This window comes from Chlorogloeopsis fritschii PCC 6912 (assembly GCF_000317285.1).
In the GTDB taxonomy this organism is placed as follows: Bacteria; Cyanobacteriota; Cyanobacteriia; order Cyanobacteriales; family Nostocaceae; genus Chlorogloeopsis; species Chlorogloeopsis fritschii.
Genome location: NZ_AJLN01000047.1, coordinates 142,987 through 165,101, shown reverse-complemented (window position 1 = coordinate 165,101; position 22,115 = coordinate 142,987). Strand labels below are relative to the sequence as shown.

Here is a 22,115-nt window from a genome sequence, read left to right as displayed (position 1 = left end):
AAAGGTAAGACTAAAATTTGTTTTCAAACAACTTGATATTAAAAATGTTATCAGCTACCAATTCTAAAGTAGAACGTATTCTTGCTGTTGATGATACTCCTGACAATCTGATCCTGCTACAGACTATTTTAGAAATTGAGGGGTACAGCATTGACTTAGTAGCAGATGGTATGGCTGCCTTAGCAAAAATTGAGCAATCTCCACCCGACTTGATTCTACTAGATGTGATGATGCCGGGGTTAGATGGTTATGAAGTCACCCGTCGCATCCGCAATCACCCAACCATGCCTTATATTCCCATCCTCTTGTTAACAGCGTTTCATGATGTTAGCGTGGTTGAAGGATTGGATGCAGGAGCAGATGATTTTATCCGCAAACCATTCGATCAAGATGAGTTACTAGCAAGAGTGCGATCGCTACTACGCCTCAAGCAGAGTCTTGACGAACAAAAAAAGTTATTTAGGCAGCAAGAAGACTTTGTTTCTCGTCTCACCCACGATTTACGCACTCCTTTGGTTGCTGCTGACAGAATGCTGAATTTGTTTCAGCAAGAAACTTTTTGCAAAATTTCGCCAGAAATGAAACAGGCGATCGCGGCGATGATTCGCAGCAACCACAACTTGTTGGATATGGTAAACACCCTACTGGAAGTGCATCGTTTTGAAGCTGGGAAAAAGAACTTGCAATTTGATAGCTGCAATCTGCGGGAGATTGCTGAAGAAGTAGTTCAAGAACTCAAACCGCTTGCAGATGAAAAGGATTTAATGCTCAAAGTAGATGCCAGCAGATTAAACCAGCAAGATGATAATGCTGCCACAGTCAGGGGTGACTGCATGGAATTGCGTAGGGTGATTAGTAATTTGGTTGGGAATGCGATCAAATTTACAGATACAGGCGGTATCGAACTGCGCATCTTTGAAACATCCCTACCTTCCACCAATCAAACATGGGTGACAGTAGAAGTGAAAGACACAGGATACGGAATTGCTCAAGAAGATTTAGCAACATTATTTGAGCGATTTCGCCAAGGTAAAAACAAACGTGCTGGCAGTGGCTTGGGATTGCATCTCTCGCAGCGCATTTTAGAATCTCACGGAGGAAAAATTAATGTAGTTTCTGAACTAGGTAAAGGCAGTATTTTTACAGTATACTTACCTAAAAAGTAACCGCTTATCTCTCAACCCGCACATCTGGTGCATAAGCATAAAGAGTACTGCCACTCTTTGCCACTAAGTATTGAGTAGGAGATGACATATTAGCTGTTTTGTCGTTGACGTCTTGATCTAAAATAAACTTAAAATGATTGTCTGGAGCATCTTCTAGTCTTTTAATTCTAATCTCTCCTCCAAAATACCTACGCTTTTCGGGATCGGAAAGAGTACTTGCCTGTTGAGTGCTAATCTTGATGAAGGTTGATTTAATAATTACGAGTCTCATGCTTAAAAAGTTTTATTAACAAATACGGAAAATATCATATCGCTACTAGCTATGTGATTAATTTCAGTTTTTTTTAATCATTTCAATTTATACAAAGTTGTACAAGAAATTATTATTGTCAGATCAACTTAAACAAAGTTTCTAGATACTATTTCACGAATTTTATCTTATACTCATAATAATATTAATAATGGAATTTAAGTTATTTGGATGCAATATATGTGGTTTTACTGAATTTTTACCTAAAACCTAAGGTAGAATATACAAGCCTATCAACCATGTCAATTCATCCAAAAGTGTATCCACTATACTTTTAAATACGACATTAGGGTGGTGACTGGAAAAAAACTTGCCATTACTATCAAAAACAGTGAAAGACAATTTTTTTATCGACCAAAAAATTTTAATTTCACACTCCTAGCAACAACTCAAAAAAATAACTGATTGGCTTGTTGCTAGTTGTCTAACTTTTTCTTCGGGAAAGAACATATGACAACATCACTACCAACCCGTGGACAAATAGAAAGAACATTAGCACAGCGGATACAGGCTTTATATCGCGAACAACTTGGACATCAGCCAAGTAAAGTTAGTTGCCAACTCGCAGAGCAAAATTTAATCATTCTCATTGAAGACTCTATCACCCCACCAGAACAATTACTAGCTCAAACAGGACGGCAAGAGCTAGCCGAAAAAGTTAGATCGGATTTAGATACGGCTATTCAACCCCAGCTTAAAGAGTTGATTGAAGAGACTTTGAATATAGCTGTTGTCGAAATCCTTAGTGATGCTACCTTAGAAACTGGTCGTACTGGGATGATTGCAATTCTAGCAGAAACACCTAGTTATCGTAGTTCTGCTGCTGTTACTAAGGCGAGAAGAAAAGCATCGTAGCAATTCAGTTACATTCAATCGTAGCACTGTCTAACACAAATCATAAGCTGAGTACTGCTTGAGTTTCTCACCTAAGTAGCGAAAAAGAATAGCCTCTAAATCCTCAATCATATAAGGTTTGCTGATATAGTCGTCAAAGCCTGCTTTTAATATGCGTTCTCTGTCTTCTGTGCCTGCTAAAGCCGTGACAGCAACAACAGCAATATTGCAAGTTAGAGGCTCTTGCCTAAGATAATGCAAAACATCTATTCCATTTAGACTAGGCAATAAAATGTCTAACAGGATCAGATCTGGTTGATACTCTTTTGCTACAAGTACAGTCGTTGAACTGTCTGTTTGGCAAATGAGCTTACAGCCCAGTGATTCAAGTGCGTAACTCATCAGCAGCAAATTGTCATCATTATCTTCCACCACTAAAACTAGGGGCGGCTGTGAGTTTCGCTTGTTTTCATCACCCATAACTGCGCCTGCCAATTTCATTCCTTCAGAAAATTTCATTCGCATTTTCGTCTCTCTTGAAAGAACAGACAAGGCATTCCCAGAGCGGTAGATATAGCGCTCATTCAAGACTGGCTCGCGTATCAACTCTATCAAGTTGACAATCTTTGCTCACCCAATAAGCCTGGAGGAAAGCATATCTCAAGCTGAAAGAGTAGAGCTACTCCCTTTGATTATAGGCAAAATAAACCAAAAATTTAGCAAATAAATCATAAGTACTTGATATACTTAATAAATTTTTAATACATAATCTTTGATGTTATTTACTTGCAATCCTCCGAAATAAGTAAAATTAAACAATGTCAAGAAATATAGTTACTTTTTTGATTGATCAAAACTCAAGCTAAGTAAGTATAAATACTCATAATTTTGTGTTTGTGCAAGGCGATCGCAAAAACGCAAAATATGAGTTAAGATTAGGCAATTTCACTTGATAGTAGTTCTGTTTGAGACGTAAGAATTGGTGAAGCCTGCTAATATATCAGTCCAAATCATTGGTGAAAAATAAGACCCCCGACTTATAATTAAGAAGCAGGGGATCTATGTCTGGAAATTTTTACAAATAAAATAGGATTGCTAGAACTGATGGTAAAAAGGTTATGGAAATTAGCAATTCAAAATTAAATGAATGATGAACTTAGTCAAGTTCAGACAATTAATGAAATTGAAGATTTGATAGCTGCATTCAATAATTGTAGTTTGTCGCGAGCTAAATGGAACCATGCTGCACACTTGACAGTGGCACTCTGGTATTTCACTCATGAAGCAGAACAACAAGCAAGCGATCGCATTCGCCTAAATTTATAAATGTGCACATACCTTGATAGGCAAGAAAGAAACTTGCTCACCAAGTCTGCGTGCAGCAAAAACACTTGCACAACAAGTACCAAAAATCTCCAACTGACAAGTCAAAAAGCTAGATGGCTTGCTACGCGAAAAAATTCCCCAAGGTTAAAGTCATATCCTGACTTTGTACTTCTGCTTTTTGTTGTAGATTGCGAGCAATTTTTTCAAAAGCTATAGCAGCCCCTGATTTGCCTCCCGTGAATACTAAAGGTTCGCCGCGATTGGTAGAAACTATTACGCGCTCATCGTCAGGAATCGATCCCAATAGCGGAATTGCCAAAAGTTCTTGAACATCTTCTACCGACATCATATTGAAATCCCGTACCATTCCAGGTCTAATACGGTTAACGATTAATTGAATTGATTTGATGTCTTTTTTGTCTTCCAGCAATCTGATCACACGAGCTGCATCACGCACTGAGGAAATTTCTGGTGTAGTAATAACTATCGCTTCGGTGGCAGCAGCGATCGCATTGTTAAATCCAATGTCAATACCTGCTGGGCTATCCAGGAGCACAAATTGATACTTCTGTGCCAAGTTGTTTAACAGTGACTTTAGCTGCTCTGGATCAACTGATTCTGTGGCGCGTTTATGTGCTACCGGCAGGAGTACCAAACCCGGCTGCCGTTTATCTTTCACCAAAGCTTGCTCTAAACGGCATTCTCCAGCTAAAACATCGAACAATGTGTAAACTATACGTTTTTCCAGTCCTAGCAGCAAATCTAAATTTCTCAATTCAAAATCGGCATCAACTAATGCTACTTGATAGCCCATTTTAGCTAGAGCTACACCCAAATTAGCTGTCACTGTGGTTTTACCCACACCGCCTTTGCCCGATGTAATGACAATAATGCGAGTCATGATAGAAATTTACTCTATTGGGACAAGGGCTAGTACCCCTAAATATTATCTCTACCAGGAACTTAAGTACTAACCATCACAAAGCTAATTAATTTTAACATTTTCTGCTTACCTCACTTTTGCTAACTTAGATACAGTATTTTCAAAATTGCTATTAATCAAGAATTGAAGGCATACTGAGTAATGTTTGATTCAAGAACAGTGCGATCGCTTCTTACTTTTCTCTTCGCGCTAAGAAGTTAACTTGCATCAGTTAATTAGTATTCATGAAAACTTTATCATTTCTTTAATTTAAAGGTGATGAGATATGCATCGGAGTTAGTCGAAAAGTTACCAAGAGTTGACACGTGTATTTCTTGTATTATAATGTATTATAAAAGTGCCTTAGGTAAAATCAACTAAACTAAACCACTTTAGAACGCGAAAATTTAGAATCTACAGATAACGCGATAGGCTTGTAGATCTCTGAGAGTAACTAGTGGGGCGACTTTCTACAGAGTAGAGTACCAACAAAGGCACTAAGAATCTGGGATGTTAACTTAGAAGTGGCTGTAGCGATCGAGAAATGTCTAGTACTCACTACTAAAGTTTCTTGCAAGTGATAGATGCATTCCTCTGGCGGCTTGCACTTAAGTAGATTATATTACATACAAACTTTACCAAAAGCGGGTAAACCTTACTATAAAACACAAATTCATCACCGCTAAATTAATAAAAATATGGAATTTGAATATTTTAGAAACAATGAAAGCTCTCCTATAAATAATAACCGTCAAAGCTTACTCGCTAGTGGCTGGCGTCCTTTCCATCGGGAGTTCAATTGGGAGTTTTTAGGACAACTGGTGTTTAAAGACACGCAGGAGTTAACTCAAAAAACATTAAATTTAGTCAGTAATATTGCAGAAACTTTAGGGCGCAATCATTATGCCTGGTGGGCAAATTTTTTGAATATTGCTTCAGATAATACACGTTACGAGTTTGAGAAATTCTGGAATTATATTACGCCAGATCCACTAGCGCCAGATTATCGTTATAAAGATATTTTGAGTACAGAAACTCCTATCGTTCAATTTGTAAGTCGCAACAGTATTCCAATTGATTACGTTCTCAATCGCCTCCAAGAAATAACTGTAATGCGGGTTTTACATTTGTTAGGGCGTCCTGATATTATCACTCAATATTACTTAGAAAGAGACTTGTATTTTCCTGTTGAAAAATTTATCAGTTGGGAACGCTTGGATGTGATAAATACAGTTTATAGTTATTGGTCTCAAGAGGACGTTTGGCTGCAAATTGATTCCTACGAGCGAGGGCGACGGCAATATACTTTAATGGCAAAAGATTTATCACCATTAATTAACAAAGCAACTTACGATTTAGCAGTGATGCTGAGTGGATATCAAAGCCGTGTGGGTAAGATTCACAACCAATTTCCCATTCGGAGTTTTCCTGAAGATATTCAAAGCTTTAGTGATGCAGTACAGCAGGCAATTCTCAATCAAAATCAATTAGCAGTGTTAGTACATGGCGAACCAGGAACAGGTAAAACTGCATGGACACAAGCCGTTGCCAAAGAAATTCTTGTACCGCTTGGATATGTAATTTTTATTTTGGATCATGACGCGATCGCTAATTTTGTACCACCCACATATTTAGAGCGAATTTGTATTATTATTAATGAGGCCGATAATTTAGCTCAAAATCGTGCTAGCGAGGTTGCTCAATATAGTAATAAAACCGAGCATATTTTAAGTTTATTGGATGGTACCTTGTATCAGAGCGTAATTGATGACTCTGGTATTCAAATGCGGCAGCGGTTAGTTATATTAATGACTTGCAACACAACTGAAAGATTAGATCCAGCCATGTTACGTAAGGGTAGAGTTGATTTAATATATGAGTTTACCCATCGATTTGTTTAAGTAGTAAAACCACAGACTTTGGAAATGCAAAAGAAAAAATCCTGTGGTGTAATTGTCATGCGATCGCAGCCACAGATGAGTTTTTTGCTTCTGTTGAAACCTAACTCTTACGATTTACCAAAAGGTAATATTGAACCAGGTGAGAATGAAATTAGTTGTGCTTTACGTGAATTGTTTGAAGAATCAGGAATTACAGCTAATGACATTGAGTTAGATGAGAAGTTTCGGTTTGCTGTCACTTATAGAATTCGTCACAAGCGATTGAAAGGTAAGAAAAAAGAAAAAACAGTTGTGATATTTTTGGCTTGGCTGAAAAACGAAGTAATTGTAAAAACTAGCGAACACAGTGGCTATACATGGATGGCTTGGAATCCACCACACGTAATTCAAAAAAAAACCATCGATCCACTTTTAACAGAATTAGAAAACTATCTTTCTGGGTAGCAAATATTTCTGGAATTTATTCCTAAAATTTTGTAGTTAATCACTAATTACTGAGATTCACATTATTCAATCGTCGTGAAAATACAACAACTTATTTTAGAAGCACTTAGCCTTCCTCATAATGCGATTTCCTATCATGTTAGCTAGGAACTAGTAGCAATATATCCCAAGAAGGTAATATTAGAAAGTAATGATTCTACTTTCGATATTGAAAGATATGCACAAGAGAATCTTTGCCAGATTAAATATGAGTAAGATTATCTATTTCTATAGTATATTGCCAATAATGTTACAGTTCCACAGGTAATAAAGCTAATTAAATTTCCATACATTAAAATCCAGTCATTTTGGTAATAACCATAGAGAACACCATCAAACTGAATTAGATTAAAGCCAGAAAAAGTAATTAAAGAAACATTTTTGGCACTTTTAGTTTTTAATATTCTCAAGGCTTGTGGCACAAATAAACTAGCGTTAATGACAAAGCCTAAGCCAAAGAAAAAGGTGACTATTTCTTTCATGTCGGAAGTAAGCTATATGTCAGTAATTAAATATAAATATTGTCACCATCTTTACTCAGATTTAATGCTCCTACTGAGCAAGCATCTGCCTTTGTACGGGCATGGCGATCGCGCTGCGTGATTCAAGTAGCTATAATTTGACGCTAGTATTTACTAGTGCTCTTTGATGAGAATCTCAACTAGTGGCGTGTCAAGACTAAAACGGTGTATTAGGTGTAGGTTGGGCTGCCCTGCGCTCCACCCAGCATGAATCGGGATGTTGGGTTTCGTAAGCTCGACCCAACCCACAAAATATAATGCACTAAATTAGTCGTGTCAGTCCACTAAAAGAAGTTAGTGCAGTAATGGTAGTGTTACTATACTTAATGTCTTATCAGAAAAATTAAAAACAATATAGCCCACATCAGCGGGCTATATTTACGACAAATAAAAAGCTAAATTTGATCTTAAAGGTCGCCGCCGCGAAAAGCTAGTACAAAAATCACCGCAGGGCCAGCTAACATAATCAATGCTACAAACAGCAGCTGGAAAATAACTTCCCAATTAATGCTTGTTAAAGCTTCAAACATTTTCCCTCCCAGTTGGCTCAAAACTATCTATTACTCAATTGTCAAACCCGGAATTTATCATATCCGGCGATCGCCTATCAAATTTAATTTACTTAACAAAATGATAACAAACAATATACAAAACTAAAATAGGGACTGCATACTACCTCATCACCAACAAATAACAATCAAGGTTTAAACAATGGCTACTTGGCAATGTGTAAAGCAATGTGGAGCTTGCTGTCATCTCGATCCAGCATACCGCCCAGACTTAGATGAGTACCTATCACCAGAAGAAATGGAACTCTATCTAAGCATGGTAGGTGAAGGAGGGTGGTGTGTAAATTTTGATCGCACTACGCGCGAGTGTCGTATCTACCCCTATCGTCCGCGTTTCTGCCGTGTAGAAGCGGAGGTGTTTGAAGATATGTACGGTATTTGCCCGGAAGAATTAAATGATTTTGCCATTGAGTGCTGCCAAGAGCAGATCGAAGGCGTTTATGGCGATCGCAGTCTAGAAATGCTGCGCTTCAATCAAGCCGTTGGTTATATATACAAAGAGGGTTGACATAGACACAGAGTTACCATTAAATCTACAATAATTTAGGCACAGCCTGTCTAAAAAGCTGCATTTACTTACCACAGGTATCGGCTTATCTTTGGACAAGGCAAAGCAATGGCAAACTATTCAAAACCGGAAGTATTTTAGCTCTACAAGCCTGCTATTTCTTCAATAGTCACTGTCAGCCACACACATACCTCTACATTTAATACCATTTGTAGCAGTGCGCTGACAATGAGAACACAGAACTTTTTCGTTTTCTGTTTCTTGATTTCTCTTTATACTAGTGCTTTCTGTAATAAAGCCTTTTTCGGTTTGGAGTTTTACAGTCATAAGAATAGAGAAGGTTTTGGCAATCTATATTTTATCGAAGTTACCCAGTAAGTAGAAACTCACTCTTGACATATTTTCCAGATGTGATGATAGTTGGTGCTTGTTTTGAAGCATGAATATGGGACAATACTTCTTTGGTTTTGGTAAAGTTTGTGAGCAATTCATTTTTCATCTTTATAAAAGCCAAAGAAAAAGAACAATGGCTAGATATAATAGCAATTCACACCTTTACTTGGATATCCCTACTTTGAATAATCGTATAGCAAAGCCAATTTCTGAGTTTTACTCTGTTTTTTCCAAAGAAGAAGTTTTAGAGATAATTCATGCATTAGAAACTAGACGAGAAATACCACTCAAGTATTCTTATAAAGGTAGAGGTGCAAAAATTTGGAATGATTTTTATCTCAAATATGCCATTCCTAAATGGTATCGAACATCAAATGTAGAAATTGACCTTTTAAATCAGAATTTTACATTCATTGTCGACAAGTTTAAAAATTGCCAAAAAATTGATATTGTTGATGTAGGTGCAGGGAATTTATATCCTGTTAAACAATTTATCTCTCAACTTAATCAAATTGGTTTAATCAACAAATACATTGCCTTAGATATAAGCGAAGAGCTACTTAATATCTCCAATGCTAATTTTAGGAAGTGGTTTCCCAAGCTTAAATTTGCTAGCGCTTTACTCGATATAGAAAATAATTGTATACACCCAAGTTTGTTAGAAAATCAGACTCAAGTGAAAAGTGAATCTCCAGCAAAAATAATTTTGCACTTGGGTGTGACTATGGGAAACCATCACAATAGAATTAAAGTACTGACAAATTTTAGAAATAGCATGGAAAGGAACGATTTTTTAGTTTTCACTAACGAAATTGGTTCTAATGCTCAATGGGATGGCAGGGCTAGAGGTGGCTGCAAATATCATGCAGAACAAGTGTATAAATGGATTAAAAACAAAACAGGGATTAAATCTGAAGATTGTCAACTTTTGAGAAAATATGATTCAGAAACAGATAGTATAGTTGCTAATATGAAAATCTTGAGTGATTATACTATAAATTTTAATTTTGGGACAATCAATAAAGATATTGAAATCTCCGCAGGTGAGGAAATAACGATTTGGAGACATCATAAGTATGAAATGCCTGAACTAATGCAAGAAATAGCAAAAGCCGGGCTAGAACTTGTTCACTATAGTACTAACAAATACTTATCACATGCTATGGTAATTTGCCAAATGGCTAGTAATTATTAACTAGCCTCGAAGATTTCTGCTCCTGGCAGTTGTTGGCGAACTTGGTGTGAGTGCGCCTCAACTGTACCTGCTGGAAAATAATAGATATTCCCACTCATTCTCAAGGGCGCGAGTTTGATTAGGATTTATTGGGTTGCTCAAGCTATGGAGAAACTCCTGGTGGCAGCACCTGAGCTTGTTACAGACACAACAAACAAGAATTAATCATTCCGGGGTTGCAATTTGTAACAACAATCTGAGAAAATGAAAAGAATATGAAAGCAACCTCTAGATCAAACTATTGCCTGTGAAACTTGATTCTGTACCTGTGAGCGTAGCCAGTGGATCTCAGCCTCAAACTCAGCTAGAACTCGAAAGCATTTGTGAAGGCAATATAGCTATTGCTGCAATCGACTCACCATCACCCGCAAATGTCGATTCTCAAAAGCAATCCGGTGTAGCTATTTTTACTACTACCTTCTTAACTATTTTTCTAGCAGAAATTGGTGATAAAACTCAGCTATCTACTCTATTGATGAGTGCAGAATCCCATTCACCTTGGCTAGTATTTATAGGTTCTGCTGCTGCATTAATTACTACTAGTCTACTGGGAGTGCTTTTAGGTAGTTGGATTGCTAGCCGCCTGTCTCCCAAAACTGTTAATAAAGCTGCGGGGGTGATGTTACTGCTAATTTCCCTCATGCTGTTTTGGGATGTAGTGCAATGATATTGGTTAGTAGTTAGTGGATAGTAGAAAAAACTACTAACTGCTATATGGCTGGGTTTTAACAATCATCTTTATAGGATAACGAAATATCTCAATAAACTCGCACGGCAGTCGCCCTCGACGCTCTTAACCTGCAAGGGCGCGCTGCCTCCCCTACTAACTACTAACTATTAACCACTAACTAGAGCAAAATATTATGGACTGGCACCTTGTAGGATTGAGCTTTATCACAGTTTTTTTATCAGAGTTAGGCGACAAAAGTCAGTTAGCTGCGATCGCGCTTTCAGGGCGTTGTCAATCTCCGCGAGCCGTGTTCTTTGGTACAGCTGCTGCATTACTTTTGACAAGTTTTTTGGGAGCTGTTTCTGGAGGAGTTGTAGCAGAATTATTACCTACACGATTATTGAAAGCGATCGCTGCTGTGGGATTTGCTATCCTTGCTTTGCGTCTGCTGTTTTTTAATCATGAAGCATCTGAATGATTAGTCGTAGAGACGCACTCTCGCACGTCTCTAAAAATTCTTCTCTATTGCTTTTGCCAGCACCAAGCCAAAAGCGTTCCACCTGCCACCAGTTTGACTATTTCTAATAGCCAGTAACCGCCGTGCAAAATGTTCATATTTGTTGGGATTTCTCCTGCTGCCTGAAATAAGTTTAATTGCAGCCCGATGGCAGACATTTGCGGAGTTAACAAATATGTATCAGCTAGTGATATCAACAGCAGTAGTACTGATAAAATCAGGCTACCAATACGCCAGTTAGTTGTGTCTTTGCTGAGAGCCAACACGCCAGTTAATACTAAACCAGCAGCCAGTAATTCAATACGATTAAAATTCCAAAAAATTACATAGCCTGCCGTCGCAAAACTTGCTTGTGTCATCATGCCAGAAACATAAAGACTAGGCATAATTATCCAATCTAACAGAAGGCTAGCACTCAGCCAGAAGCCCAAAGTTAACATGACAATAGATTGCCATACCGGGCGCTTGAATCCGAAGCTAGAAACAGTATTCATAAGTAATGAATAATTGCTGGGGTTATATTCTTAGTTTCTTACTTCACAAATCGTTTTGACAACAAATTTCAATTATCTTTATACATTGCTAGCTGGCAATGTATAAACTAAATACAGCTTGACAATTATACACGCTGCGACTTACGTTTCCATCTGTGCATTAAAAATCTTTGCAAAGATATAAGTAATAGCAATAAAGATAAGTAACTTTTACACGAGCAAATAACTACAATTAAATCATAAGCATAAAGTAGAGCGGGCTTTGAGTCTGCCTTAGCTCTAAAAGGTATAAAGCCATGCGCTTTGGAGTCTTATTTAGTACAGCACTAGCTTGGGCGATCGCATTTGAAGGTTACGTTACCTTAAAAAGCCAGGCAATTCAATTGCAAAATGGCACAGTATACTTCGCCCAGCCTCCACGCCTTGTAGAAGCAGCAACTACATACCAAGATACCTATGTATGGGGTGCAACATACTATTTTACGATCAGCTTGCCTGAGAATGCCGGAGAACCGCTACAAAAAATAACGATTAATCAACGTGAAGGAGTTGACTATATTCGCTTTGATCGAGAAGATACTTATGCCTTTGAAGGAACACGTCGTAAAAGAGGGCAAAAGCTGAAACTAAAAGATGTGACAAGCGATCGCAAATCCCGCACCTTATCACTGACATTTGAGCCGCCTGTTTCGCCAGGTAAAAACATCACCATTGCTCTCAAACCCGTGCAAAATCCTATGGTTGGCGGTGTTTACTTATTTGGAGTCACTGCCTACCCAGCAGGCGAAAAATCTTACGGTCAATTTCTTGGTTTTGGAAGATTACAATTTTACAGCCCCAGCATCGACTCGTTGAGATGGCATCCTTGGTGGTAATTAGAAGTGATCGCCAGGTTTTAGATAGTGCCAAAGACAACACCCTGTTGCTTGAGCCACTTACGGTACGCAAGTGAATAGCGATCGCTTGGTAAATGTACTTCTGCTTGCAAGTCTAAAGGTAAGCGTCGGGGTTGCTGAGACTCGACATGGTAAGGGCAGACTAGGGTATCTTTCTCAACCCATCCCAGGGAGAGACGAGCACCTCGATGAGGGCAAAAGTCTTGCCAAGCTAAGACTTTATCGCCATTGTGCCAGAGCACTAAATCTTCGCCTAATAAACGCTTATGCATGACTGTTCCTGGTTGGAAGTCTTGCGATCGCCCTATGACATGCCAATCATTCAGCAAAATCTGGTCTTGCACCATGAGTATTGACACCCATCAGGTCAAATACTCATATCATATTATCTTGCCCAAAAGCTATCAACGCATTCTTAAGCTTTGTTAAGAGACTTTAAGTCTTAAGTTCCCGCCAAAGCACGCAAATTTTCGGGTAAGTAGTAGCGATCGCCCAATACTTCTAGTAAAGGGCCGTGCGTATCAAATTTGACAATACTAACAGAAGCAGCAAGTGCTTGGATGCGATCGCGGTATCGTCCTAAATCTATACCTAACAAAGTGCACAGAATAATCCGTAGGGTTGCTTTATGCGATACCACTAAAACATTGCCCGTCGGATGTTTTTCTTCAATTTCGGCAATGACTACCGAAGCCCGACTGGCAATTTCAACGGCAGTTTCTCCTTCTGTGGGGGGATTCCAAGCAGGTTCTGTTAACCAACGCACATAGTCATCACCATAGTTTTCTTTAACATAGTCCGCGGTTTTGCCTTCCCATTTACCGTAGTGAATTTCTTTCAACCCATCCCGTAGCTGCATATTTATGCCGATTCGCTCGCACAACGGTTTAGCAGTAGCGATCGTGCGCTTCATTGGACTGACATAAACGGCTTCCCAGGGTAATTTACTATAAAACTCGGCAAACGCCTGAGCCATCAAATGTCCTTCTGGAGTTAAATCCGGGTCTAATATACCGCAAAAACCGCCTGTGCGACTGTAAATTGTTTCCCCGTGTCGCAGTAGATATAGTCTTAAGCTCATGGATTTTCTCCTAAATTTTTTAGAGTGTAACGTCTAAGCTCTCGATTATTCCTTCTACCATCTGCTTCGCGTACAGCTTTAATTCTCAGGCAGATTCATAAAATTTGTTAGTAAATCTCTCTCTAGATGCGAACTAAATAACTCTCAAGTAAGGGGTCAAACAGCTTGGATTTAAGAGAATATTTATCTATAAAACCAAAACTATTGTGTCCTTTATATATAAACACTGGAATTTCTATACAGCTATGAAACCTCAACATAACCTTGAACAGTTGACGCTTTATTTGACTCAAACCTTGAGTGAATATGAGGTAATTCCAGCTAACTGGGGTTGGCATATTCATAAAGGGAATAAGTATTGTGGACATCTGGAATATCAAAGAACAAAGGGATGGCAAGGTCGTGCTTTCCATTGTCTTCCAAATAAATTAAAAGAGCAGCTTAAAAATTTTGCACACTCAAGTTATGCAATTCGTTCTGCCACAATTTAGCCTAATTTTAGTTTCAGTACATAAAGACAATATCCAAAAAGTAAAAGACATCCCCTATATTTATCACGTTAAATCTTGAGTAATAGCCCTCTTCACATACTATACGAAGAGGGTTTTGAGCTTTTGATAACAATAAAGTTGAATGATGAAAAAACGTATTTTTCTAGTAGCGCTTACTTTCATAACTTTAATTATGGTTGTATTTGCATCTCATACACAAGGCTTAAATTATTCAAATAAAATGGATGAACTCTATGTGTTTGGTGATAGTCTTTCAGATATTGGCAATGGATTTAAAAATGCTGAAAAAATTTATCCTCCCAGCCCTCCCTACTTTCGAGGACGTTATTCAAATGGCCCAGTTTGGGTAGAATATCTTAGCTCTAATCTAGGATTAAGTCATCAGCAAATTAATAACTTTGCTTATGGTGGTGCAACTACACTAAATACTACTGTTAATGGAATTCCGGGCGTATTAGCGCAAGTTTATAGTTTTACAAAAGCTCATCAAAAGGTAAATAATAAAGCACTTTATATTTTATGGGCTGGCGCGAATGATTACCTCTCAGGCGCTACCGATTCGGCTACTTCAATTTCCAATTTATCAAATGCAATTCAGTCTCTTGTAACAGCAGGAGCTAAAAATATATTGATAGCTAATTTACCAGATTTAGGTAAACTTCCAGCCACACGTAACAGCCCCTATTCTAATAGTCTGAGTGCTGTAACGATCGCTCATAATCTTGGCTTGGCTAAATCTCTAAATTTTCTTAACCAAAACTTAGACAATGATGCTCAGATTATCGAGCTTGATGTCAATTTATTATATCGAGAAGCGATAACAGAACCAGCAAAGTTTGGTTTTACAAATGTGACAAGCGCTTGTGTGAACAATGTTGCTATTTGTAAAAATGCCGACGAATTTCTATTCTGGGATGACATTCATCCAACTACTGCTGCTCATCGAATATTGGGAGAAGCCGCTCTCAAAGAACTGAAGATTGCACATTAACTTTCTCATCGTACTAGTGATTGGGTACTGGGAAGAAGAAGACACGGGGAGGTGGGGACAAGGGGACAAGGGGACAAGGAGAGATGGGGAAACTGGGGGAGTAAACGTGAATAACGATTTTCCCCTTTCTCCACGGCAGTTGCTACAAGTCTCTTAACCCGCAAGGGCGCACTGCCTCCCCTCTGCCCCTCTGCTCCTGGTGCTTCTTTCCTAGTCTCTAGCCCCTAGCCCCTATCTATCAACCGTTCCCAACTTCTGGAATCAATTTGTAGCACGCTGTAGTTAAAAACATTTCTGGGTTAATTTGGATGCAGAGAGTTACCCTGATGCACCTCTAAGTGTTAGCAGCCAAAATTCATATTAGATATCCAATTAATTTTGTAGAGATGTAATTTATGAAATGCTTGCTCCTAAATTTGTTCGTTACGATCGGGATATTTGGTGTAACCGCGAGTGTCTATGCCAATCCAGCGAATCTTCCTTCTGTTAGAGGTTCAGGCGATCACGCTGCTTCTTTGGTAACCAAACCTGTCACTATTAACAGTAGCTGGGGTAATGTCATCCATCGAAACAATAATCTACAGCAAGCTGGACGCTCAATTTCGATAGTACGCCAGCAGGAATGTCAAAATATCATTGAATTCATTACAGATCCAGCTCGTATCTTCAAGGAATGCGAAAATAAAAAAAATAACCAAACTCCTCAAAATACCCAACAAATTGATTATTTCAAGCCCCCCAAACAACTGGATTCTGGTATTAACGTGACAGTTACGCAATTCTAGTTTAGCCCCTGGTGAGGTACGTACAGAAGAGAGCAGGGGGAGAGGTGCAGCAGGGGAGGCAGTGCGCCCTTGCGGGTTAAGAGACTTGTAGCAACTGCCGTGGAGAAAGGGGAGAATCGTTATTCACGTTTACTCCCCCAGCTTCCCCAACTTCAAGAGCTTCCCCATCTCTCCTTGTCCCCTTGTCCTAATTTTCTACCAACGGATACGCCGCTCCGCGTCTACTGCCTCCTGCCACGCCAGTCGCCCCAAGTCGGGGAACCCGCCCACGGCGCTGGCTCCTCTGCCTACCAGGAAAAATTTTTCAATAGACAGATACTAATTGCTACTATTAGCTCTAATCTAGTACAAGCGAACTAAAAATAAAAATGAATGTCTGACTTAATTTTGTTTTGGCATCGGCGCGATTTACGCATTTCTGACAACACAGGGCTTGCTGCTGCGCGGCAGCGGAGTGCAAAAGTTGTGGGTGTGTTTTGCCTCGATCCGAATATTTTGGAACGGGATGATGTGGCTCCAGTGCGAGTGACTTACATGATTGGCTGCTTGCAGGCACTTCAACAGCGATATGCTCAAGCTGGTAGCCAGTTATTAATACTTCATGCCAATCCCGTACAGGCAATTCCAGCGTTGGCGGCAACATTAGATGCCAAAGCTGTATTTTGGAATTGGGATGTAGAACCCTATTCTCAAAAACGCGATCGCGCCGTGATAGAGGCGTTGAAAGAAAAAGGTATTGAGTTTCTAGAAAAAAACTGGGATCAATTGCTGCATTCACCAGAAGATATCCGCACTGGTTCCAATCAACCCTACACTGTTTACACTCCCTTTTGGAAAAATTGGAGTAGTAAAGCGAAGGCAAATCCAGTCGAAACTCTGGAGAATGCTGAGGGGTTAACAGAAACAGAAAAGGAAAAAGCAAAGGTTGCCGGAGCGATTGAATTACCTTCAGCTCAAGAATTAGGATTTGTTTGGGATGGAGAATTAGTGATTGCACCAACAGAAGCAGCAGCACAAGAACGTTTAGAGGAATTTTGCGCTCACGCCATTGATGAATATCAACAGCAGCGAAATTTTCCAGCAACCGACGGTACATCCCGATTGAGTGCAGCTCTAAAATTTGGTGCGATCAGCATTCGTACTGTTTGGCAAGCTACACAACAAGCCTTAGAAAACAGCCGCAGCGAAGAAACAGAAGCGAGCATCCGCACCTGGCAACAAGAATTAGCATGGCGGGAGTTTTATCAACACGCCATGTATCATTTTCCAGAATTAGCAGAAGGTGCCTATCGCGACACCTTCAAAAACTTTCCTTGGCAAACAAATGTAGAACATTTTCAAGCTTGGTGCGAAGGTAGAACTGGCTATCCGATTGTTGATGCAGCTATGCGTCAACTCAATGAACTTGGTTGGATGCACAACCGTTGTCGAATGATTGTCGCTAGCTTTTTAACTAAAGACTTGCTGATTAATCCCCAATTAGGAGAAAAATATTTCATGCAGAAACTAATTGATGGTGATTTATCTGCAAATAATGGCGGTTGGCAGTGGAGTGCTTCTAGTGGCATGGATCCTAAACCTTTACGTATTTTCAATCCTGCCAGTCAAGCACAAAAATTCGATCCAGATGCTGAGTATATTCGTCAGTGGCTTCCCGAATTGCGTTCTATAGATACAGAATATTTAGTAACTGGTAATATTACACCTTTGGAACGTCAGGCTGTTGATTATCCTGCCCCCATTGTGGAGCACAAAAAACAACAAAAGCAGTTTAAAGAGTTTTACCAACAGCAAAAAATTCAGCCATTGGGATAATTATTTAACAGTAGAAATTTTAAAATTTCTTGTGGGGTTTAACTTCTGCCGTCTGCTCGATCAAAAGTGTCAACAAAAATTAACAGCAGTCGGCGGCATAAGTGGCACAAATAGAGTGAAAAGACACTTAAAGAAAATGATTATTTAAGTATCTAGCTTTAGGGCTGCTATTTTATGTCTTCTCCTCTTGAGCGCTCCATCAAAATTGAAGTCAGGTTACCATCGTACCATCCGCAGTTATTGCAAGGACTCGATATCTGGCTAAGTTTGGGGTTAATATCCGATGCTCAAGTGAGGCAACTATGCCGAGAGTTTCTTGTTTGTAGCGTCATATTAGAACCTCGTGCTGAATCTGTAAACGTGCAAGGAGTTTCCCAGAGGATAGCAGAAAAATCAACTGTCATTTCCAACGCTGGACAACCATCTGTTGTTTCTGGGAAACAAAAGCCGCCACCACAGTTGGCTAAATCCAATCTTTTCACAGAAATATTGCAGTCATTGCTATCAGAATTGAGCGTTCGTTGGCTGCTGTTTTTGGGTGTATTTCTGGTAGTGCTGTCTTCTGGAGTACTCGCTGCTAGCCAGTGGGAGAAGTTTCCAGTAGCGGGACAGTATGGCGTTTTGTTCGCTTATACTCTTTGTTTTTGGGGTTTGAGTTTTTGGACAGGCAAACAGAGTAATTTAAGATTAACGACACAAACATTGCTAACAGTCACACTTTTGCTAGTGCCAGTTAACTTTTGGGCAATGGATAGCTTTGGGCTGTGGCAAAATCCTGTGAATTGGATTGTAGTGGCGATCGCTTCTTTTTCCCTCACCGCGATTACAGTTTTAATTTGCAAAAGTCGATTGTTTGCTGTTCATTTGCCTCATGAAAATTTCCGTCTGATAAATATTCTCGGATTGAGTTATCTGCACTGGGGTTGGCAAATATCAGGTTTTCCCTTAATTGCCCTTTATTTGGCTGTAGTGGGAACTAGTCTTATTACCGTTTATCAAACTCGTTTGGCACGTCAAAGAGACAGGCAGAGTGGATTAGACATGAGCTTACCTGCCTCTATAGTGATTTATGCCTTACTAGTGTTGTTAGTTAGGGGGATTTTTGTTGCCAACATAGATATTACGCAGTTAGGGTTAGCTATTGGCATTTGCGGTTGGTTGGTGGCTTGGTTGGCAGTATCAAGAACAGAAGGTGTAGAGACGCGCCATGACGCGTCTCTACAAAACGCTTCTTTGCGTCTTTCTGTACCTTGGCAATTCATCGGCGGTATTCTTTTATTCCTTGGTTGGTTGGTTTCAGTAGTAACTCATCCTTGGCAAGCAATAGCTGTTAGTGGCTTAAGTTTGTGGTTTTTTAGCAGTCGCTTGCAGCGATACAATCTCCAACCAGATTTTGCTGCCATTTTTGTTATTGGCTTAGAGACGATTTGGTTGGGTTGGCGGTTAGTACCTTATGAGTTACAAAAATGGGCGATCGCCATTGCGACTCAACTCACCAATTCTCAAAATGAAGCTTGGGCATTACTAAGTATTGCTTTATTTCCTTACGTCATTTTGATGGTAGTGCTAATAGAATTGCTGCGTCATGTTGGTAGAAGCGAAGTAGCTAAGTTTGGCGAACTACTAACTTTGTTTTTTGCTTCTGTATTAACTATGATCGCGTTGGTAAATCCTGTACTGCGATCGCTAAACTTACTTTTTTCTACAGTAACTCTGGCAATCGTCACTCAGCACCGCACGGTGAGAAGAGGGGGAGAACAGTTACAACAATTGCTCCACACTCCAGCTTCCCCAACCTTAATATATCTCACTCACATTACGGGAGTACTAACGTTTTGCTCGATAGTTGATTGGTTCTTCCCCAGCTTGCGCAATGAACACTGGGCAATGATTTTGTTAGCCGTAATGGTAGGAGAGTGGCTATTTAGCATTGGCGATCACTGGTGGCGACGTAGTGCCTGGCATATTGGTTTAGGGCTAGCTATAATTAGTTTCCTTTTACTTTGGGTAAATGCTGATTTAGCTTGGAGAAATTATGGTGGAAGTCATGCTAACTGGGGACTAATTTGGTTAATTACCCCTATGACTCTAACAGGAATTGCGAGTCGCAGTTCTGGAGAAAAACGCACCACTAATAGTATCTTGAGTGTTGTAGCATTGGGGCTTTCCCAATTGCTCACTTTACCGCTACCCAATTTCAGATTAATCAGTTTAGCTGTTGCTGCTGCTTTAATGTTCGTGAATACTAACTATTTACGACATAAAGTATATGCAGTAATTACATTAGGATTTGTTCTCAGTACTATTGGTACTCTGCTGTGGGAAGGTGTACTTGGCTTTCCAAAGCTAGCAATACAGGGGTGGTTTGTAGTAGGGGCGATCGCTATCCTGAGTTTATGGCTAACTCGGAAACTACTGCGACAAACAAGTAACGAATTAGCAAGTATCTATGCAGATGCAACAGATAAGTGGGCGATCGCATTATGCGGCATAGAGTTATTGAGTTTAACGCTGCATTCTGTGTTGGTTTATCTGCAAATTGCAACTCCAGGATTTTTATATTTAGCTGCTGGTGCGATTACTTTGGGGGCAATTGTTTATCGCAGCTGGGGAGAGGCGACAAATTTTGCCTTTTATGGCATTGGTTGGTGTTTGGAATTACTAACTGCCGAGTTAATTGGCTTTGGCAAACCTTCAATTATCCACATAGCGATCGCAAATATTGGTTTGGGTTTGGTAACTCAGCTGTTTGGAGAGTGGTGGCAAAGGCGACATCGTTTAGAAAGGTTACCGAGCAGCTTTCACATCCTCCCACTCATGTATGGTGGCTTTAGTTTGGTACTGCGTTTGAACACCTTTACCAAATGGACAGGTTTGGCTTCTTTGGGCGTAGCTTTAATAGCGATCGGAGTGGGGCGGCGTCGCCATGAATTTAAACCTCTTGTTTACTTGGGGCTTATTGGCATCTCGATTTCTGCTTATGAACTTTTGTTCTATCAAATGTTACAAGCTTCAGGAGGAGCATGGGGTGATGGTTTAATTGCCATGTCTGCTTTAGGCACAAGCATCATGTATGCCTATCGCATCCTCTCACCTTGGCTAAGTAGCTATTTGCGCTTGAGTACCGAAGAACTGAAAACAGTTGCCCATCTGCACTGGGCTTGGAGTAGCTTTTTATTAATAGCAGCGATCACAGCACCCATTCAAGTTAATCGCCTTGTAGGTTTAGGCACAGGCATATTTTTGATTCGTTATGCCATCTTTCAAGGAAGATATCCCGTTGAGAGAGAAGAATTCCCCGCGTCAATTTTTACACCCGACGAAATCTGGGTTTATCTTGGCTTGCTAGAAGTAGCTGCAATGAGGATTTATTGGCGCGAGACGGCAGTAGGACAGTTATTTGCGGGTGCGCTTGTACCTTGGAATGCTGCGATCGCCTGTGTAGTTGCCTATTTTCTTTACATCTTACCGTGGGAAAGCTGGGGTTGGTCGAAACGCCCTTGGCAAACAGCCGCATACATCTTACCGTTGGTACTTTTGTGGGAAACCAGACTGCAAATTTACTCAATTACTTTGCTATTAACCGCTGCGTTTTATGTGTTCTTAGCAAAGATAAGCAATCAATTCCGCGTCACATACATGAGTGTGGCATTAATTAATTGGGCAGTTTTTCGCTGGTTTTATGACTTGGGTTTAACAGATGCTTTATGGTACGTGAGTGCGATCGGCTTATCGTTGTTATATGTTGCCCAGTTCGATCCCCAATTGAAACTACCGGATATGAAAGCATACCGTCATTACTGGCGTTTACTTGCTAGTGGTTTGATTTGTGGTTGGGCGATTTTATTCCATCAAGACACAGCCCTGATACCAGGAATTTTTAGCCTGATTGCGATTTTTGCCGGATTAGGTTTGCGAGTGCGGGCTTTTCTTTACGTTGGTACAGCTACCTTTTTCATTACAGCCTTTTACCAGTTAGTCATTTTTAGCTTGCGCTACCCATTCTTCAAATGGCTGGTTGGCTTAGTAGTGGGCATTATCCTCATTTCCATTGCCGCTAACTTTGAAACCCGTCGCGCCCAGTTAAGTTCTATACTTCGCAGTACTAGCGATAAATTTCAAGATTGGCAGTGAAAACATCAACTACCAAGTAAAATCAAAAGCTATGGCACAAACCTAATATCGAG

At 39.8% G+C, this 22,115-nt stretch carries 23 protein-coding genes; 15 read left to right on the top strand and 8 right to left on the bottom strand.

The features are described 5' to 3' along the window. Positions 1 to 44: 44 nt before the first annotated feature. Entirely contained in the window at positions 45 to 1,166 is a 1,122-nt protein-coding gene (locus tag UYC_RS0105965; protein ID WP_016873738.1) for an ATP-binding response regulator, read from the top strand. Positions 1,167 to 1,170: 4 nt separating this feature from the next. On the opposite strand, the gene UYC_RS0105960 is transcribed toward UYC_RS0105965, so the two are convergent. Next, the gene (locus tag UYC_RS0105960; RefSeq protein ID WP_016873737.1) at positions 1,171 to 1,437 is read right to left on the bottom strand and encodes a hypothetical protein; all 267 of its coding nucleotides are present in this window, start codon (positions 1,435 to 1,437) and stop codon (positions 1,171 to 1,173) included. A gap of 489 nt (positions 1,438 to 1,926) precedes the next feature. Here UYC_RS0105960 and UYC_RS0105955 point away from each other — a divergent pair, with 489 nt between their 5' ends. After that, positions 1,927 to 2,331 carry a Na-translocating system protein MpsC family protein gene (locus UYC_RS0105955; RefSeq protein WP_016873736.1) on the top strand — a complete coding sequence of 135 codons (405 nt, stop codon included), beginning with the start codon at positions 1,927 to 1,929 and terminating at the stop codon, positions 2,329 to 2,331. Between the two features lie 30 nt (positions 2,332 to 2,361). Here UYC_RS0105955 and UYC_RS0105950 read toward each other — a convergent pair whose 3' ends face one another. Next, positions 2,362 to 2,835, bottom strand: coding sequence for a response regulator (locus tag UYC_RS0105950; RefSeq protein ID WP_016873735.1), 474 nt, complete (start codon positions 2,833 to 2,835; stop codon positions 2,362 to 2,364). 618 nt (positions 2,836 to 3,453) lie between these two features. Here UYC_RS0105950 and UYC_RS0105945 point away from each other — a divergent pair. Then, entirely contained in the window at positions 3,454 to 3,636 is a 183-nt protein-coding gene (locus tag UYC_RS0105945; RefSeq protein ID WP_016873734.1) for a hypothetical protein, read from the top strand. A 121-nt stretch (positions 3,637 to 3,757) separates the two neighbouring features. Here UYC_RS0105945 and minD read toward each other — a convergent pair whose 3' ends face one another. Further along, on the bottom strand, positions 3,758 to 4,537 hold the full coding sequence (gene minD / locus UYC_RS0105940) for a septum site-determining protein MinD (protein WP_016873733.1): 780 nt from the start codon (positions 4,535 to 4,537) through the stop codon (positions 3,758 to 3,760). A 719-nt stretch (positions 4,538 to 5,256) separates the two neighbouring features. Here minD and UYC_RS0105935 point away from each other — a divergent pair. Then, positions 5,257 to 6,459: an AAA family ATPase gene (locus UYC_RS0105935; protein WP_016873732.1), complete on the top strand. Its 1,203-nt coding sequence runs from the start codon at positions 5,257 to 5,259 to the stop codon at positions 6,457 to 6,459. A 24-nt stretch (positions 6,460 to 6,483) separates the two neighbouring features. Further along, the gene (locus tag UYC_RS0105930) at positions 6,484 to 6,903 is read left to right on the top strand and encodes a bis(5'-nucleosyl)-tetraphosphatase (protein ID WP_026087387.1); all 420 of its coding nucleotides are present in this window, start codon (positions 6,484 to 6,486) and stop codon (positions 6,901 to 6,903) included. A gap of 257 nt (positions 6,904 to 7,160) precedes the next feature. On the opposite strand, the gene UYC_RS0105925 is transcribed toward UYC_RS0105930, so the two are convergent. Both UYC_RS0105925 and psb30 read right to left on the bottom strand, forming a co-directional pair. Then, positions 7,161 to 7,424, bottom strand: a complete 264-nt coding sequence (locus tag UYC_RS0105925) for a SemiSWEET family sugar transporter (protein ID WP_016873730.1) — start codon at positions 7,422 to 7,424, stop codon at positions 7,161 to 7,163. Positions 7,425 to 7,870: 446 nt separating this feature from the next. Beyond that, the gene (gene psb30 / locus UYC_RS0105920) at positions 7,871 to 7,993 is read right to left on the bottom strand and encodes a photosystem II reaction center protein Ycf12/Psb30 (RefSeq protein WP_016873729.1); all 123 of its coding nucleotides are present in this window, start codon (positions 7,991 to 7,993) and stop codon (positions 7,871 to 7,873) included. Between the two features lie 181 nt (positions 7,994 to 8,174). On the opposite strand from psb30, the gene UYC_RS0105915 reads away from it, so the two are divergent. The 4 genes from UYC_RS0105915 (at position 8,175) to UYC_RS0105895 (ending at position 11,315) form a co-directional block, all read left to right on the top strand. Next, on the top strand, positions 8,175 to 8,540 hold the full coding sequence (locus tag UYC_RS0105915; protein WP_016873728.1) for a YkgJ family cysteine cluster protein: 366 nt from the start codon (positions 8,175 to 8,177) through the stop codon (positions 8,538 to 8,540). A gap of 439 nt (positions 8,541 to 8,979) precedes the next feature. Beyond that, on the top strand, positions 8,980 to 10,128 hold the full coding sequence (locus UYC_RS0105910; protein WP_016873727.1) for an L-histidine N(alpha)-methyltransferase: 1,149 nt from the start codon (positions 8,980 to 8,982) through the stop codon (positions 10,126 to 10,128). 286 nt (positions 10,129 to 10,414) lie between these two features. After that, positions 10,415 to 10,834: a TMEM165/GDT1 family protein gene (locus tag UYC_RS0105900; protein ID WP_016873725.1), complete on the top strand. Its 420-nt coding sequence runs from the start codon at positions 10,415 to 10,417 to the stop codon at positions 10,832 to 10,834. Between the two features lie 196 nt (positions 10,835 to 11,030). After that, on the top strand, positions 11,031 to 11,315 hold the full coding sequence (locus UYC_RS0105895; RefSeq protein WP_016873724.1) for a TMEM165/GDT1 family protein: 285 nt from the start codon (positions 11,031 to 11,033) through the stop codon (positions 11,313 to 11,315). Positions 11,316 to 11,359: 44 nt separating this feature from the next. Here UYC_RS0105895 and UYC_RS0105890 read toward each other — a convergent pair whose 3' ends face one another. After that, positions 11,360 to 11,848, bottom strand: coding sequence for a DUF4149 domain-containing protein (locus tag UYC_RS0105890; protein WP_016873723.1), 489 nt, complete (start codon positions 11,846 to 11,848; stop codon positions 11,360 to 11,362). A 296-nt stretch (positions 11,849 to 12,144) separates the two neighbouring features. Between UYC_RS0105890 and UYC_RS0105885 the strand changes: the two genes are divergently transcribed. Then, positions 12,145 to 12,723 (top strand): DUF2808 domain-containing protein, encoded by a 579-nt coding sequence (locus UYC_RS0105885; RefSeq protein ID WP_016873722.1) that lies wholly within the window; start codon positions 12,145 to 12,147, stop codon positions 12,721 to 12,723. A gap of 20 nt (positions 12,724 to 12,743) precedes the next feature. Here UYC_RS0105885 and UYC_RS40175 read toward each other — a convergent pair whose 3' ends face one another. Both UYC_RS40175 and UYC_RS0105875 read right to left on the bottom strand, forming a co-directional pair. Continuing rightward, positions 12,744 to 13,091: a Rieske (2Fe-2S) protein gene (locus UYC_RS40175; protein ID WP_016873721.1), complete on the bottom strand. Its 348-nt coding sequence runs from the start codon at positions 13,089 to 13,091 to the stop codon at positions 12,744 to 12,746. Between the two features lie 95 nt (positions 13,092 to 13,186). Further along, positions 13,187 to 13,825, bottom strand: a complete 639-nt coding sequence (locus UYC_RS0105875) for a histidine phosphatase family protein (protein ID WP_016873720.1) — start codon at positions 13,823 to 13,825, stop codon at positions 13,187 to 13,189. 245 nt (positions 13,826 to 14,070) lie between these two features. Between UYC_RS0105875 and UYC_RS0105870 the strand changes: the two genes are divergently transcribed. The 5 genes from UYC_RS0105870 to UYC_RS0105845 all read left to right on the top strand — a co-directional run bounded on the left by UYC_RS0105870 (position 14,071) and on the right by UYC_RS0105845 (position 22,062). Then, the gene (locus UYC_RS0105870) at positions 14,071 to 14,316 is read left to right on the top strand and encodes a hypothetical protein (RefSeq protein ID WP_016873719.1); all 246 of its coding nucleotides are present in this window, start codon (positions 14,071 to 14,073) and stop codon (positions 14,314 to 14,316) included. A 241-nt stretch (positions 14,317 to 14,557) separates the two neighbouring features. Continuing rightward, entirely contained in the window at positions 14,558 to 15,328 is a 771-nt protein-coding gene (locus tag UYC_RS0105865; protein ID WP_235082893.1) for an SGNH/GDSL hydrolase family protein, read from the top strand. Between the two features lie 395 nt (positions 15,329 to 15,723). Beyond that, positions 15,724 to 16,113: a hypothetical protein gene (locus UYC_RS0105855; protein ID WP_016873717.1), complete on the top strand. Its 390-nt coding sequence runs from the start codon at positions 15,724 to 15,726 to the stop codon at positions 16,111 to 16,113. A 372-nt stretch (positions 16,114 to 16,485) separates the two neighbouring features. Beyond that, the gene (locus UYC_RS0105850; protein ID WP_016873716.1) at positions 16,486 to 17,928 is read left to right on the top strand and encodes a deoxyribodipyrimidine photo-lyase, 8-HDF type; all 1,443 of its coding nucleotides are present in this window, start codon (positions 16,486 to 16,488) and stop codon (positions 17,926 to 17,928) included. A gap of 174 nt (positions 17,929 to 18,102) precedes the next feature. Next, the gene (locus tag UYC_RS0105845) at positions 18,103 to 22,062 is read left to right on the top strand and encodes a hypothetical protein (protein WP_016879302.1); all 3,960 of its coding nucleotides are present in this window, start codon (positions 18,103 to 18,105) and stop codon (positions 22,060 to 22,062) included. Positions 22,063 to 22,115 lie beyond the last annotated feature (53 nt).

Bases quoted from the DNA above. Each gene is read 5' to 3' on its own strand.
- UYC_RS40175 (WP_016873721.1), bottom strand. From the start codon at position 13,091: ATGGTGCAAGACCAGATTTTGCTGAATGATTGGCATGTCATAGGGCGA.
- psb30 (WP_016873729.1), bottom strand. From the start codon at position 7,993: ATGTTTGAAGCTTTAACAAGCATTAATTGGGAAGTTATTTTCCAGCTG.
- UYC_RS0105890 (WP_016873723.1), bottom strand. From the start codon at position 11,848: ATGAATACTGTTTCTAGCTTCGGATTCAAGCGCCCGGTATGGCAATCT.
- UYC_RS0105865 (WP_235082893.1), top strand. From the start codon at position 14,558: ATGGATGAACTCTATGTGTTTGGTGATAGTCTTTCAGATATTGGCAAT.
- UYC_RS0105855 (WP_016873717.1), top strand. From the start codon at position 15,724: ATGAAATGCTTGCTCCTAAATTTGTTCGTTACGATCGGGATATTTGGT.
- UYC_RS0105945 (WP_016873734.1), top strand. From the start codon at position 3,454: ATGAATGATGAACTTAGTCAAGTTCAGACAATTAATGAAATTGAAGAT.
- UYC_RS0105850 (WP_016873716.1), top strand. From the start codon at position 16,486: ATGTCTGACTTAATTTTGTTTTGGCATCGGCGCGATTTACGCATTTCT.
- UYC_RS0105960 (WP_016873737.1), bottom strand. From the start codon at position 1,437: ATGAGACTCGTAATTATTAAATCAACCTTCATCAAGATTAGCACTCAA.
- UYC_RS0105935 (WP_016873732.1), top strand. From the start codon at position 5,257: ATGGAATTTGAATATTTTAGAAACAATGAAAGCTCTCCTATAAATAAT.
- UYC_RS0105915 (WP_016873728.1), top strand. From the start codon at position 8,175: ATGGCTACTTGGCAATGTGTAAAGCAATGTGGAGCTTGCTGTCATCTC.
- minD (WP_016873733.1), bottom strand. From the start codon at position 4,537: ATGACTCGCATTATTGTCATTACATCGGGCAAAGGCGGTGTGGGTAAA.
- UYC_RS0105845 (WP_016879302.1), top strand. From the start codon at position 18,103: ATGTCTTCTCCTCTTGAGCGCTCCATCAAAATTGAAGTCAGGTTACCA.
- UYC_RS0105910 (WP_016873727.1), top strand. From the start codon at position 8,980: ATGAATATGGGACAATACTTCTTTGGTTTTGGTAAAGTTTGTGAGCAA.
- UYC_RS0105965 (WP_016873738.1), top strand. From the start codon at position 45: ATGTTATCAGCTACCAATTCTAAAGTAGAACGTATTCTTGCTGTTGAT.
- UYC_RS0105955 (WP_016873736.1), top strand. From the start codon at position 1,927: ATGACAACATCACTACCAACCCGTGGACAAATAGAAAGAACATTAGCA.
- UYC_RS0105875 (WP_016873720.1), bottom strand. From the start codon at position 13,825: ATGAGCTTAAGACTATATCTACTGCGACACGGGGAAACAATTTACAGT.
- UYC_RS0105885 (WP_016873722.1), top strand. From the start codon at position 12,145: ATGCGCTTTGGAGTCTTATTTAGTACAGCACTAGCTTGGGCGATCGCA.
- UYC_RS0105930 (WP_026087387.1), top strand. From the start codon at position 6,484: ATGCAAAAGAAAAAATCCTGTGGTGTAATTGTCATGCGATCGCAGCCA.
- UYC_RS0105895 (WP_016873724.1), top strand. From the start codon at position 11,031: ATGGACTGGCACCTTGTAGGATTGAGCTTTATCACAGTTTTTTTATCA.
- UYC_RS0105925 (WP_016873730.1), bottom strand. From the start codon at position 7,424: ATGAAAGAAATAGTCACCTTTTTCTTTGGCTTAGGCTTTGTCATTAAC.
- UYC_RS0105950 (WP_016873735.1), bottom strand. From the start codon at position 2,835: ATGCGAATGAAATTTTCTGAAGGAATGAAATTGGCAGGCGCAGTTATG.
- UYC_RS0105870 (WP_016873719.1), top strand. From the start codon at position 14,071: ATGAAACCTCAACATAACCTTGAACAGTTGACGCTTTATTTGACTCAA.